At 63.8% G+C, this 13064-nt stretch carries 11 protein-coding genes; 2 read left to right on the forward strand and 9 right to left on the reverse strand.

Features of this window, described 5'->3' with window-relative positions:
• Nucleotides 1-3: 3 nt before the first annotated feature.
• The 8 genes from A39O_RS0112575 to A39O_RS0112615 all read right to left on the reverse strand — a co-directional run bounded on the left by A39O_RS0112575 (nucleotide 4) and on the right by A39O_RS0112615 (nucleotide 8939).
• Complete coding sequence (locus A39O_RS0112575; protein WP_020505013.1) at nucleotides 4-1287, reverse strand: TRAP transporter large permease; 1284 nt, start codon at nucleotides 1285-1287, stop codon at nucleotides 4-6.
• Nucleotides 1284-2012 (reverse strand): TRAP transporter small permease, encoded by a 729-nt coding sequence (locus A39O_RS0112580; RefSeq protein WP_020505014.1) that lies wholly within the window; start codon nucleotides 2010-2012, stop codon nucleotides 1284-1286. Before A39O_RS0112580 ends, A39O_RS0112575 begins: the two co-directional genes overlap by 4 nt.
• Before the next feature lie 588 nt (nucleotides 2013-2600).
• Nucleotides 2601-3605: a TRAP transporter substrate-binding protein gene (locus tag A39O_RS0112590; protein WP_020505016.1), complete on the reverse strand. Its 1005-nt coding sequence runs from the start codon at nucleotides 3603-3605 to the stop codon at nucleotides 2601-2603.
• A gap of 197 nt (nucleotides 3606-3802) precedes the next feature.
• Nucleotides 3803-4147 carry an integration host factor subunit beta gene (gene ihfB / locus A39O_RS0112595; protein ID WP_020505017.1) on the reverse strand — a complete coding sequence of 115 codons (345 nt, stop codon included), beginning with the start codon at nucleotides 4145-4147 and terminating at the stop codon, nucleotides 3803-3805.
• 78 nt (nucleotides 4148-4225) lie between these two features.
• The gene (gene rpsA / locus A39O_RS0112600; RefSeq protein ID WP_020505018.1) at nucleotides 4226-5905 is read right to left on the reverse strand and encodes a 30S ribosomal protein S1; all 1680 of its coding nucleotides are present in this window, start codon (nucleotides 5903-5905) and stop codon (nucleotides 4226-4228) included.
• Nucleotides 5906-6067: 162 nt separating this feature from the next.
• A complete protein-coding gene (gene cmk / locus A39O_RS0112605; RefSeq protein WP_020505019.1) occupies nucleotides 6068-6736 on the reverse strand; it encodes a (d)CMP kinase in 669 nt (222 codons plus the stop codon).
• Nucleotides 6733-8076: a 3-phosphoshikimate 1-carboxyvinyltransferase gene (gene aroA, locus A39O_RS0112610; RefSeq protein WP_051088808.1), complete on the reverse strand. Its 1344-nt coding sequence runs from the start codon at nucleotides 8074-8076 to the stop codon at nucleotides 6733-6735. The genes cmk and aroA overlap by 4 nt, the downstream gene beginning before the upstream one ends.
• Before the next feature lie 140 nt (nucleotides 8077-8216).
• A complete protein-coding gene (locus A39O_RS0112615) occupies nucleotides 8217-8939 on the reverse strand; it encodes a PEP-CTERM sorting domain-containing protein (protein ID WP_157640040.1) in 723 nt (240 codons plus the stop codon).
• A gap of 431 nt (nucleotides 8940-9370) precedes the next feature.
• Here A39O_RS0112615 and A39O_RS0112625 point away from each other — a divergent pair, with 431 nt between their 5' ends.
• Together A39O_RS0112625 and A39O_RS0112630 are read left to right on the forward strand one after the other, a co-directional pair.
• A complete protein-coding gene (locus A39O_RS0112625; RefSeq protein ID WP_020505024.1) occupies nucleotides 9371-9973 on the forward strand; it encodes a DUF3611 family protein in 603 nt (200 codons plus the stop codon).
• Nucleotides 9974-10150: 177 nt separating this feature from the next.
• Complete coding sequence (locus A39O_RS0112630; RefSeq protein ID WP_026199371.1) at nucleotides 10151-11734, forward strand: alpha/beta hydrolase; 1584 nt, start codon at nucleotides 10151-10153, stop codon at nucleotides 11732-11734.
• A gap of 15 nt (nucleotides 11735-11749) precedes the next feature.
• On the opposite strand, the gene A39O_RS0112635 is transcribed toward A39O_RS0112630, so the two are convergent.
• Complete coding sequence (locus tag A39O_RS0112635) at nucleotides 11750-12973, reverse strand: argininosuccinate synthase (protein WP_020505026.1); 1224 nt, start codon at nucleotides 12971-12973, stop codon at nucleotides 11750-11752.
• Nucleotides 12974-13064: the final 91 nt, after the last annotated feature.

Below are 13064 nucleotides of genomic sequence, written 5' to 3' on the forward strand. Positions count from 1 at the left end.
GGCTCACAACATTCCCAAAGTCCGCGGCAGCCAGAGTGACAGACTCGGCCAATAGGTGATGAGCATCAGGAAGATCAGCATGGTGAACAGCCAGGGGAAGCAGGCGATGGTGGTCTCGGTCATGCCCATCCGCGAGATGCCGCTCGCCACATAAAGATTGAGGCCTACCGGCGGAGTGATCATGCCGATCTCCATGTTCACCACGACCATCACGCCGAAATGGATGGGGTCGATCCCCAATGCCATGGCCACCGGAAAGAGCACCGGCGCGGTGATCAGGATGATGGAGGTCGGCTCCATGATATTGCCGGCCAGAAGCAGCAGGACGTTGACCGCCAACAGGAAACCGATCGGCCCAAGCCCGGAGTCCACCAACCATTGGGCGAGTTCCTGGGGGATGTTCTCGTAGGTCAGGAGATAGGAAAACAGGACGGCATTGGTGATGATGTAAAGCAGCATCGCCGACATGTTGGCCGAGTCCAGCAGCACCCTGGGCACCCGCTTGAGCGGCATGTCCTTGTAGACGAAAACGGCAATCACGAAGGCATAGACGGCGCTCACTGCCGCGGCCTCGGTGGGTGTGAAGGCACCGCTATAGATGCCGCCCATCACCAGCACGATGAGCAGCAGCCCCCAGACCGATTTGCGGAAGGCGCGCCAACGGGTTCCCCAGTCGGCCCGCTTGAGACGCGGATAATTGTTACGGCGGGCAATCCACCAGGTGGTGACGCCGAGCATGAGCGCCAGCACGAAACCGGGGACGATTCCGGCGATGAAGAGTGCCCCGACCGAACTGTTGGTGGAGACCGCGTACATCACCATGACGATCGATGGTGGGATCAGGATGCCCAGCCCCCCGGCGGAAGCAATGGTGCCGACGCCAAAGCGCATGGGAAAGCCCTGCTTCACCATGGCCGGAATCAATATGGACCCGATCGCTGCGACCGTGGCCGGCGAGGACCCGGAGACCGCGGCGAACAGCGCGCAGGCAAAGACCGCCGAGAGTCCGAGTCCGCCATGGTAGTGACCCACCATGCTGGAAGCGAAATTGATCATGCGCCTGGCCACGCCCCCGTGAGTCAGGAAATTCCCGGCCAGAATGAAGAACGGGATCGCCATGATCTCGAATTTTTCGATGCCGGTGAAGAGTTTGAGCCCCACCGACTCGATCGGGACCGAGGTCATGGTAAAGAGATAGGTCAGCACGGTAAGACCCAGCGCGATAGACACCGGCATGCCGGTCAGCATCATGCCAAGCAGAAGACCGAAGATGATCAGTGCGGTCATGACCGATCCTCCCCGCCCTTGCGCGGGCCGCCCTCATCCGGCTCATGCGTGCCGCCGGGTGGATGATGCTCCAAGTGCCCGCCGTGCATGTGTTCACGCTCTTCGGCAAGGGTAATGGCCTCGCCGAGGTAGACCGGCTCCTGGCGGCCGGCTGCCTGAGCCTGTTCCACTTCCTCCTCCAGCCCCTCGACATAGGCGTGCTCATGGCGCGGCAGTTCACCGGTCCGGAAGAAGGACCAAGCCACCTCCAGGAAGCGGAAACACATGAGATAGGAACCCAAGGGAATCGCCAGATAAACGATCCACACCGGCAGTTCCAGGTCCGGGGAGGTGGCATCGGTATGGGACAGATGCCAGACGAAGTTGACCCCGAAACTGCCCACCAAACCGGTAAACAAGGCCCCGGCCAGGAGCCCGAACAGGACGAATTTGGAACGCAGTCCTTCGTGCAGATTGTTGATGAGCACATCCACGCCAACGTGAATGCCGGTGCGCACCCCGTAGGCCGCCCCGAACTTGGCCATCCACACGAACATGTAGATGCACAGTTCCTGGGCCCAGCTCAGGTTGATGCGGAAGAGCCAGTCATAGACGGCATCCCAGCCCCATGCGTTCGACAAATCCATGCTGTAGCGGTGCAGCACCGCGGTAAAGATGAGCAGTGTCGCGGCGCCGATGAGCAAGGTGATCAGCCACTCTTCCAAGTGGTCCAGGATTCTGAGCATGGTGTCCCCCGAGTGGTCGGCCACTGTGGTGGATCCGGCGCGCGCTGACCAACGGTCGATCAGCACCGGGATGCGCGCCGACCTTGGTCATCAACCCGGCCGCTTCGCCCTCTGAGCGAGGGTTGGTCCGCACAGCGGACCCTACGATCGCGATCTTACGTAGGGTCCGCTGCGCGGACCGAGCCTCGCCCTCTGAGCGAGGGTTGGTCCGCACAGCGGACCCTACGATCGCGATCTTACGTAGGGTCCGCTGCGCGGACCGAGCTTCGCCCTCTGAGCGAGGGTTGGTCCGCACAGCGGACCCTACGATCGCGATCTTACGTAGGGTCCGCTGCGCGGACCGAGCCTCGCCCACTGAGCGAGGGTTGGTCCGCACAGCGGACCCTACGATCGCGATCTTACGTAGGGTCCGCTGCGCGGACCGAGCTTCGCCCTCTGAGCGAGGGTTGGTCCGCACAGCGGACCCTACGATCGCGGTTTTACGTAGTCCGCTGCGCGGACCGAGCACCTCCGGCCGGAATGCTGGTCAAGGCCCGCGCGCCTGACCCACCCTCACGCAAGACGCTTAGGCGATTGACGGAAATCGCCTTAGAGTTTGCTGATATCGCTGCCGGTCGCCTGATAGATCGACTGGATCAGGTCTTTGCCCACGCGGTCCGCCATCTGCTGGTGCACCGGGGCCAACCGCTTCTTCCACTCCGTTTTCTGCTCAGGCGTGAGTTCGATGATCGCGCTCTTGCCGCTGGCCTTCACCTTGGCGAGTGCGTCGATGTTCTCCTGTTTCGCAATCTCGTTGGCATAGACGGTCGCCTCCGCCATCGCCTCATCCAGCGCCTCACGTATATCCGCGGGCAGACCATCCCAGAAGGCTTTATTGACGATGACCGCATAGCCGAGGTAGCCGTGATCCGAATTGGTGACGAACTGCTGGACCTCGAACATTTTTTGCGTATAGAGGTTGGACGGCGGGTTCTCGGTTCCGTCCACCACGCCGGTCTGGAGTGCCTGATAGACCTCGGAGAAGGCCATCACCTGCGGATTGGCACCTAAGGCGCGCATCTGGGCATCCAGCACCTTGGAGGACTGGATACGCATCTTGAGTCCACGGAAGTCCTTGGGGTCCTTGAGCGGCTTGTTGGCGCTCATCACCTTGAAGCCGTTATCCCAGAAGGCCAGGCCCAACACCCCCTTGTCGGCCAGCTTGCCGAGCAGGTCCTTGCCGATCGGACCCTCGGTCACCTGATGCAACTGATCGTAGCCGTCGAAGATATAGGGCAGGTCGAAGACCTCGAACTCTTTGAGACCCAAGGGGCCGAACTTGGCCAGTGATGGCGCCAACATCTGCACCGCACCCAGTTGCAGGGCCTCCATCTCCTCCTTGTCCTTGTACAGCGTGCTGTTGGGGTAAACGGTCACCTCCACCCGGCCCTTGGTCTTCTCCTTGGCGAGCTGGGCAAAACGTTCGGCACCTTTGCCTTTCGGGGTATCGGCAGCCACCACGTGGCTGAACTTGATGGCGATGGGCTCCTCGGCCTGAACGGCCAGGACACCGAGCAGCAACAGGATTCCAAACAGCAGCGAAGCGGATTTCATGGCGGGCACTCTCCGTCGGTCGGTGGTCGGTCACGCGTCAGATCGCGCCGGGCTTGGCGGTCGACGGAGTTTGAACCAGACGCCCCCACTTGACCAGTATCCCGGAGACGGGTGCGTGGAAAATACCGAAATCCTGGCCCGCGCGGACAGCCGATTTCCTCACGCGCACCAGACCATGCCGAGCGCCAACCAACGAATCAGGTCGCGCGCCGAGTGCCGGTCACACGCTTGGGATTCTGCTCCTCTTCCTGAACCGCCTGGTAGGCATCATTGACCCGATCACGCAGTTCCTTGCCGGGCTTGAAGTGAGGAACATGTTTGCCGGCCAGCGCGACTGAATCGCCGGTCTTGGGGTTGCGTCCAATGCGCGGCGGACGGTAATGCAGTGAAAAGCTGCCAAATCCGCGAATTTCGATGCGCTCGCCCGTGGCCAGGGCGCCGCTCATCCGGTCGATGACCCTGCGTACCGCTTCCTCCACGTCCTTATAGGGAAGATGGTCCTGCGCGGCGGCCAGAACGTCGATCAACTCCGATTTCGTCATTGCCTTGATTCCTGAGAGGGATTGGAGCGGGGGGCCGCACGGCCCCCCGACAATGGCTTAGAACCCCAGATGCGACGGTCAGTCGCGCTGCGCCTCTTCCATCTGCTCTCTGATCAGATCGCCCAAGGTGGTCGCGCCGCCGGTGGTTTCACGGGAATAGCCCTTGATCGCCGCCTGCTCCTCATCCTGATCCTTCGCCTTGATGGACAGTGAGATGGTGCGGTTCTTGCGGTCCACGCCCAGGAACTTGGCCTCGACTTCCTCGCCGAGTTTGAGCACGGCGCGCGCATCCTCGACGCGATCACGGGAGATCTCCGAGGCGCGCAGGTAGCCCTCCACGCCGTCGCCCAAAGCGATGGTGGCGCCCTTGGCGTCGATCTCGGTGATGGTCCCGTTCACGAAACTGCCCTTTTCATGCAGTGCCACGAAGCTGGAGAAGGGATCGCGATCGAGCTGTTTCACACCCAGCGAGATACGCTCCCGCTCCGGGTCCACGGACAACACCACGGTCTCCAGCTCGTCGCCCTTCTTGTAGCGGCGCAGCGCCTGCTCGCCGGGCTCATCCCAGGAGATGTCCGACAGATGGACCAGGCCGTCGATCCCGCCGTCCAGGCCGATGAAGATGCCGAAGTCGGTGATCGACTTGATCTTCCCGGAGACGTGATCGCCCTTCTTGTGGGTGACGCCGAACTCGTCCCAGGGGTTCATGGCACACTGCTTGATGCCGAGCGAGATGCGACGCCGCTCCTCGTCGATGTCCAGCACCATGACCTCCACCTCGTCGCCCAGATTGACGACCTTGCTGGGGTGGATGTTCTTGTTGGTCCAGTCCATCTCGGAGACGTGCACCAGGCCCTCGACGCCTTCCTCGATCTCCACGAAACAGCCGTAATCGGCAATGTTGGTGACCTTACCGAAGACCCGGGTGCTCTCGGGATAGCGGCGCGAGATATTGACCCACGGGTCCTCGCCCATCTGCTTCAGACCCAGGGAGACACGTTGGCGGTCGCGGTCGAACTTGAGGACCTTGACCTGAATCTCCTGGCCGATTTCAACCACCTCATTGGGGTGCTTGACGCGACGCCAGGCCATGTCGGTGATGTGCAGCAGGCCGTCGATGCCGCCCAGGTCCAGGAAGGCGCCGTAGTCGGTCAGGTTCTTGACCACGCCGGTGACTTCCATGCCCTCTTCCAGGTTCTTCAGGAGTTGGTCACGCTCGGCGCTGTACTCTTCCTCGACGACAGCGCGGCGGGAGACCACCACGTTGTTGCGCTTGCGGTCGAGCTTGATGACCTTGAACTCTTGCTCCTTGCCTTCCAGATACGCAGTGTCGCGGACCGGACGCACGTCGACCAGCGAGCCGGGGAGGAAGGCGCGCACGGTTCCCAGTTCGACCGTGAAGCCGCCCTTGACCTTGCCGTTGATCAGTCCCTTGACCGTATCGCCCGCCTCGAAGGCCTTCTCCAGGAAGTCCCAGGCAGCGAAGCGCTTGGCCTTTTCACGCGACAGACGGGTCACGCCGAAGCCGTCCTCGACGGCGTCCAGTGCCACCAGCACCTCGTCGCCGACGGCGACTTCAAGCTGGCCGTCGGGACCCAGGAACTGGCTCTTGGGGATGACGCCCTCGGACTTGAGCCCGGCGTTGATCACCACGCTGTCGTTGGTGATCTCCATCACGATGCCGGTGACGATGGCACCCGGCTGGAGTTGGGTCGTGGCGAGACTTTGTTCGAATAGATCAGCAAAACTTTCGGTCATGGGAACCTGTATACCTGGAGAGGCACGCTGTCCCGCTCCTTCCGGTGCGGGGGGGAAGTGGGTAAAACACAAGGCCGGCACCTGCTGTGCCGGCCGTTCCGGTGGTGTCCCGGCGCAAGCCGGGACGCCGCGAGCATGCGGCCGAGCGACTCGGCTGCATCCTCAGGGGACCTGATCCGGGAAGACGCGCCTCACCTCTTCAAGGATCAGTTCGAAAACATCATTGATGGACAGGGCGGTGGAATCGACCATCAGCGCCCCCGCCGCTGGTCGCAAGGGCGCGACCGGGCGATTGCGATCACGTGTATCCCGTTCGCGGATGTCCACCGCAAGGTCGGCAAGGTTAGCACTCAATCCTTTGCCTATCAACTGTTTATATCGGCGCGCGGCGCGCTCGTCGGCACTGGCATCAAGAAACACCTTCAGTGGCGCCTGCGGGAACACCACGGTCCCCATGTCACGCCCGTCCGCCACCAATCCGGGGCCGCGTGCTTGGCGCCGCTGCCAGTCGAGCAAGGCCGCACGCACGGCCGGGTGCGCGGCCACCCGCGAGGCCGCCATACCGGCGGTTTCGGTGCGGATCGCATCACCCAGGTCCTCGCCGTTGAGCAGGACCCGCCCGTCCACGAAGGTCACGCCAAGCTGCGCGGCCAGCTCAGCCAGGGCCGCCGCATCCTCCAGGTCGATTGCGCGTCGACCGGCGGCCAGACCCAACACCCGATAGAGCGCCCCACTGTCCAGGCAATGCCAGCCCAGATGGTGCGCCAGGCGCACGGCCAGGGTGCCCTTGCCGGTTCCGGAGGGGCCATCGATGGTGATGATCGGCGTCATACGCAACACCCGCCGGCGCACTCCTCGATATCGAGCCCGACCGCTGCCGCCAGCCCGGCAAACCCCGGAAACGAGGTCTCCACGTTGGCGCAGTCGCGGACCTCGAGCGGACCGGCCGCACGCAGTCCGGCGATGGCAAAGGCCATGGCGATGCGGTGATCGGCGTGCGCCTCAACGGTCCCGGCGCCGATCCGGCCGCCGACGATGCGGATGCCGTCCGGACGCGGCTCCACCGCGATGCCCAGCCGGGTCAGACCGTCCGCCATCACCGCGATGCGGTCGCTTTCCTTGACCCGCAGTTCCTCAGCCCCGGTCAGGATGGTCTCGCCTTGGGCACAGGCCGCGGCGATGAACAGGGCGGGAAACTCGTCGATGGCATAAGGCACTTGATCCACCGGGATGCGGATGCCGTGCAACGGCGCCGCGCGCACCCGCAGGTCCGCCACCGGCTCGCCGCCGACCGTGCGCGGGTCCAGCAACTCGATATCGGCACCCATGGCGCGCAGAATCGTGATCACGCCAATGCGGGTCGGATTGACGCCAACCCCCGTCAGCAGCAAGTCCGAGCCGGGCGCGATGCTGGCGCCCACCAGAAAGAAGGCGGCCGACGAGATGTCCGCCGGGATCTGGAGCCGGCAGCCGGTGAGTCGGCCGCCGCCGGTAAGACACACCCGCGCGCCGCTGCGCCGGACACTGTAGCCGAAACCGCTCAGCATCCGTTCCGTGTGGTCGCGGGTCGGGGCCGGCTCGCTCACGCAGGTCTCGCCCTGCGCGTAGAGCCCGGCCAGGAGCAGACTGGACTTGACTTGCGCACTCGCCACCGGCATCGGATAGGTGATCCCGTGCAACCGCGGGACTGGCGTGATCGTCAGCGGCGCGGTGCCGTCAGGCGTTCCGACGATCTTCGCCCCCATCAACCCCAAGGGATCAGTCACTCGACGCATCGGCCGGCGCGACAGCGACGCATCACCGCCCAGCACCGTGGTGAACGCCTGTCCGGCCAGGAGTCCCGCCAACAAGCGCATGGAGGTCCCCGAATTACCCATGTCCAAAGGCGCGTCCGGCGCCGCCAGGCCGTGCAGGCCCACCCCCCGCACCCGCACCCGACCGGCATCCGGCCCCTCGATGGTCACCCCCATGCGCCGGAAGGCGGTCAAGGTGGCGAGCGCATCGGCGCCTTCCAGGAAACCGTCGATGCAGGTCTCACCGTCCGCGATGGCGGCAAGCATGATCGACCGATGGGAGATCGACTTGTCGCCCGGTACTTGCAGGCGCCCGCTCAGGCCTTTCCCAGTCGCGCCGGGCGTGACCAGAAAGCGTCGATCGGTCTGAGTATCCACAGGCACTCCGCTGCCGCCGCGGTGGGCGTCGAGGAAAAGCGGGGGATGATAGACCGGTAACAACGAGGGGTAAACCACTGTCGACAGAGTCAGGCACCTTGGCGACTCCCCGCCGCGGCCGCCATGTGGCGTTGTTGCGGTCAGCGCCTGGCCTTGCGCCGGGAAACGACACTACCGGCGAGACCGATGCCGAGGAGAGCTAAGGTTACCGGCGCGGGGACAAGGCCGGTGATCAAAATGTTGTCGATACCGACCGCCGAAGAGTTGAGTGCGTTATCTTCGCGGAGCCTGAAGCGAATCTGATCGGCGCCGGCCGTGAGCAGATCGCTGAGCGCCGTTCCGGTCAGCGTCAGGCTGAACGTGCCACGCGTCGTGCTGACGACGCCTGATCGATTCGGTGTCAGGGACGTAGCCGAGCCCTGCAAGTAATCGTAAACAGTCGACCCGGCCAAGAACTCGACACTGAACAGATCTGAACTGGGATTGCTGGGGTTATTGGTATCGAACACCCAGTTGTAACCGATCGTCAGCGAGGTCAGGTCGCTCGGGAGGTTCAGCGCGAAGCTGACAGTCGAGGTACCGGCGTTCGATTGGCTGATATTCCCCTCGAAGTCTCCGACCATCATGAAGCTGCTGCTGAAGAACCGATCGAATGTCGCTAACCCGGAAGCCCCGTTGCTGGCGTCCGTGGATGGGCGAATGTTGACCCAGGTGTTGAACGCGGGCGTGCTGATTGCCGAGGCACCCATGAGCCCGTCTTCGAAATCCCTGGTGAGAATGTCGACGACCGACGCGCCTGCCGATATTGGTGGCCCCATGAGGAGACTGAGGGCGATCACCGAGGTCTTACCGTTCGCCTTCATCCGGGCCGTCCTGTGTCCAATGCTGGGGGTTTACATAGCGCGCGTTGATACGCCTACAAGTCTAGTTTCTTGAACCGGATTTGCCAAGCGCGACAGGGACCGAGAATGTACCGACTGACGCAACCAGCCGGTGACACGAGGTTCCGGCAATCGGAGCCACAAACCAGCCGCCGTGTCGCATTCCATCGTCCTGCGCCGCGACGCGGCCACTGAGTACCAACGTCAGCGACGCCGACGCGCTGGCGCTGACTCCTGCGATCGGCTGCTGTCGCTTAGGCTTTCCCTTGTCTGGACGATGAATTATTCTGCGCCCCGGCCCAAACCTCCGCGGAGACAGGCCCGCAACCCGGCAAGCTGGATAGTTGGGTCGCTCGCGGCACGCACCGCGATCACCTCGTCCGATCACAACCGTCGAGAAGGCAGAAGATGTTATGTTCAACAAACTCGCTGAAAGTCTAAAACCGTCGCAGAGTCACAGCCTCGCCAACGCGTTCCGGCGTCTCGGCTGGACCGGCTTCTGGGTTCAGGTCGTCATGGGCGCCCTCCCAGTTATCCTGATGTTCTACACCTTCGTGTTCAGCCGGTCGCTGACCGGACCGCGGGCCGGGCTCGCGCTCGTCGAATACCTGACGATGATCAGCTTCCTGATTCTGGTGTTCACCATCGTCTGGTTTTATCGTTACACCCGCCTGGCCCCACGCATCGCGGACGCGAGCACCCGCCCCTCACAGAGCGCGCTGACGGCAACCGCCTGGACCGGGGTGGTTGCCAGCGTCCTGGGCATCCTGTTCTCGATGACGGTGATGCTGCTCGAAGTCGGCCATCTCCTGTTCTACTTCCTGTCCGCACCGCAAGCCGGCGTGCCGGTGGTGCAGGCGCAGATGGCGGGCGCGGTCGGCGCCAGTTGGGTGTCGGCGGTCGACATCATGAGCCTGATGTCGCTTATCCTGCTGCTGGGCGCCGAGGTGGCGGTGCTGATTTTCGGTCTCTGGCTGGTGTTCCGGACGACGCAGACCTCCGCCGAGTTCGCCTGAGCAACTTCCCGCCCCCGGCGGGAACACCGGACGGCCCGCGGCGACCGCGATCGTCCGGCAAGTTCAATCCATGGCTCCGCTATTCGCCCCCAGCCGCGTGCTTGAGACGAAGCGGGGCCATTTCCGTGTTTCACACCGCGGGTTCCGGTGCGCCGGACCCGCGTGGGAGAGTATCGCGTGCCGGCATCCAATCAAAGTCGCTTCAGACGCTATCTGACCCGCGGACTGATCGCGCTGGCGGTGGTCGCGGCAAGCCTGCTCGGGCTGCGGACCTATGTCGCACTGAACGGGCCGCCGCTGGAACCCTGGCACACCTTCGTGCCGGATGAACTCACCGTGGACGAATTGGATGCCGCGAACTGGGATCAGTATGTTCAGGCCGAAAACGCAATCTTCGAGCGCATGCGGGTCGAGGTGACCCAGCAACTGGACCCGGAGGACCGCGTCCCCTACAACCGCTACTTTGAGGGCAGCCCGGTCTACCCGGCGAACCTGTTCGAAGACTGGAACCACTCCTACCTGCTGGAGCCCGCGGGCAAGCCCAGCGGCGCCGTGGTCATGCTGCACGGCCTGACCGACTCACCCTACAGCCTGCGGCACATCGCACGGCGCTATCGCGAGCACGGCTTCCTGGTCATCGGCATTCGCCTGCCGGCCCATGGGACAGTCCCCGCGGCCTTGACCGCGGTGGAGTGGGAAGACTGGATGGCGGCGACCCGGTTGGCCGTGCGCGCGGCCCGACAGCGCAGCGATCCCGCGGACCCGCTGCACCTGGTCGGGTACTCCAACGGCGGGGCCCTGGCCGTCAAGTATGCACTCGATGCCATCGAGGACACGCAACTGGCACGGCCGGATCGACTGATCCTGATCTCGCCGATGATCGGCATCACCCGCTTCGCCGGCATGGCCGGGCTCGCCGCGCTGCCGGCGCTCTTGCCCGCGTTTGAAAAGGCTGCCTGGCTGGGCCTGTTGCCCGAATTCAACCCATTCAAGTACAACTCTTTTCCGGTCAACGGCGCGGTCCAGTCCCATCGCCTGACCGAGGCCCTGCGGCGGCAGACGCAACGCCTGGCCGCCGCCGACCGCCTGACCGGGCTGGCGCCGATCCTGACCTTCCAATCGGTGCTGGACTTCACCGTCAGCACGCCCGCGATCATTTCCGGGCTCTTTGCCCATTTGCCCGAGAACGGCAGTGAACTGGTGCTGTTCGACGTGAATCGGACGCTCAAATTCGGTCCGCTGATGCGTCCGGCCACCACGGCGGCGATCGATCGCCTGCTGCCGACCCTGCCGCAGCGCTACCGGATCACCATCATCGCCAATGCCGACACCGATGACGCGGACACCGTGGCCCGTACTATCGCCCCCGGCGAGACCACCGCGCAGACCCGGCTGCTCGGGATTCCCTACCCCATCCAGATTTTCTCACTCTCCCACGTCGCCATCCCCTTTCCGCTGGACGATTCACTCTACGGCCTGGAGCCGAATCCGAACGAATTCTTCGGTGCCCATCTCGGCGCCATCGCCGCCCGCGGGGAACGCGGCGCCTTGATCGTCAATCTGGATTCCTTATTCCGGATCGCCAGCAACCCCTTCTTTCCGTACCTGCTCGCCGAGATCGAGGAAGCGATTGCGGACCCGGCGCCGGCGATGCCGGCGCAGAGCTCGGCGGTCTTTGCCAAGCCGGATGTGCCGCCGCCCGCCGACCCACTGCCGGACGACTATCAGGAACTCTTCCTGCAGCCCGCCGAGGACCCATGACACCGGAACGCGCGATCAGACGCCCCGCTTACGCCCGGCCACGCGCAGCCGCAGTGCATTGAGCCGGATGAACCCGGTCGCATCGCTTTGATCGTAAGCCCCGGCATCCTCCTCGAAGGTGGCAATGGAGGCATCGAACAGGCTGTCGGTGGCGGAGCGGCGGCCGACCACCATGACGTTGCCCTTGTAGAGTTTCAGGCGGACGTCCCCGTTGACAACGCTTTGGGTCTGATCGATGGCCGCCTGCATCATCAGCCGTTCCGGACTGAACCAGAAGCCGTTATAGACCAGGCTGGCGTAACGGGGCATCAACTCGTCTTTCAGATGCGCCGCCTCCCGATCCAGGGTCAATGACTCCATGGCACGATGCGCCTTGAGCAGGATGGTGCCGCCGGGGGTCTCGTAGCAACCGCGGGACTTCATGCCGACAAAGCGGTTCTCAACGATATCGTCGCGGCCGACGCCGTTCTCGCCGCCGATGCGGTTGAGCTCGGCCAATAACGTGGCCGGGGTCATCGCCTGGCCGTCCACCGCCACGCAATCGCCCCCCGCGAAGGTCAGCGTGATCTCGCGCGGACTGTTGGGGGCGTCCTCGGGAGCCAGGGTCCAACGCCACATCGGCTTGCCGGGTTCGACCCAGGGGTCTTCCAGGTCATAGCCCTCGTAGGAGATGTGCAGCAGATTGGCGTCCATCGAGTAGGGCGACTTGGTGCCGTCGCGCTTCATCTCGACCGGGATTTGGTGTTCCTCGGCATAGGCGAGGAGCTTCTCGCGTGAGAGCAGGTCCCACTCCCGCCAGGGAGCGATGATCTGGATATCGGGCTTGAGCGCATACGCGGTCAGTTCGAAACGCACCTGATCATTGCCTTTGCCGGTCGCCCCGTGGGAAATGGCGTCGGCCCCGGTCGCGATGGCAATCTCCACCAACCGCTTGGCGATCAGCGGGCGGGCAATCGAGGTGCCGAGCTTGTACTCGCCCTCGTAGAGTGCGTTGGCGCGCAGCATGGGAAACACGAAGTCGCCGACGAACTCCTCGCGCAGATCGTCGATATGGATCTCCCGGACCCCGGCGGCCGTCGCCTTGGCGCGCGCCGGCTCCAGCTCCTCCCCCTGGCCGATATCCGCGGTGAAAGTCACTACCTCGCAGCCGTAATTCTCTTGCAGCCACCGCAGGATAACCGAGGTATCCAACCCCCCGGAATACGCCAGCACCACCTTGTTGATCTTACCCTTAGCCATCGACGCGACCTCTCGAACCACGCAAAGACGCGCATTATAGACCCCACTTAGCCGGCCAGGTTAAGATCGCGAAAGGTGCTCCCGGATGGCG

The organism is Lamprocystis purpurea DSM 4197 (assembly GCF_000379525.1).
Taxonomy (GTDB): Bacteria; Pseudomonadota; Gammaproteobacteria; order Chromatiales; family Chromatiaceae; genus Thiodictyon; species Thiodictyon purpureum.

Excerpts from the sequence above, each read along its gene's own strand:
- A39O_RS0112580 (WP_020505014.1), bottom strand. The coding sequence starts at position 2,012 with ATGCTCAGAATCCTGGACCACTTGGAAGAGTGGCTGATCACCTTGCTC.
- rpsA (WP_020505018.1), bottom strand. The coding sequence starts at position 5,905 with ATGACCGAAAGTTTTGCTGATCTATTCGAACAAAGTCTCGCCACGACC.
- A39O_RS0112625 (WP_020505024.1), top strand. The coding sequence starts at position 9,371 with ATGTTCAACAAACTCGCTGAAAGTCTAAAACCGTCGCAGAGTCACAGC.
- A39O_RS0112635 (WP_020505026.1), bottom strand. The coding sequence starts at position 12,973 with ATGGCTAAGGGTAAGATCAACAAGGTGGTGCTGGCGTATTCCGGGGGG.
- A39O_RS0112575 (WP_020505013.1), bottom strand. The coding sequence starts at position 1,287 with ATGACCGCACTGATCATCTTCGGTCTTCTGCTTGGCATGATGCTGACC.
- A39O_RS0112590 (WP_020505016.1), bottom strand. The coding sequence starts at position 3,605 with ATGAAATCCGCTTCGCTGCTGTTTGGAATCCTGTTGCTGCTCGGTGTC.
- A39O_RS0112615 (WP_157640040.1), bottom strand. The coding sequence starts at position 8,939 with ATGAAGGCGAACGGTAAGACCTCGGTGATCGCCCTCAGTCTCCTCATG.
- ihfB (WP_020505017.1), bottom strand. The coding sequence starts at position 4,147 with ATGACGAAATCGGAGTTGATCGACGTTCTGGCCGCCGCGCAGGACCAT.
- cmk (WP_020505019.1), bottom strand. The coding sequence starts at position 6,736 with ATGACGCCGATCATCACCATCGATGGCCCCTCCGGAACCGGCAAGGGC.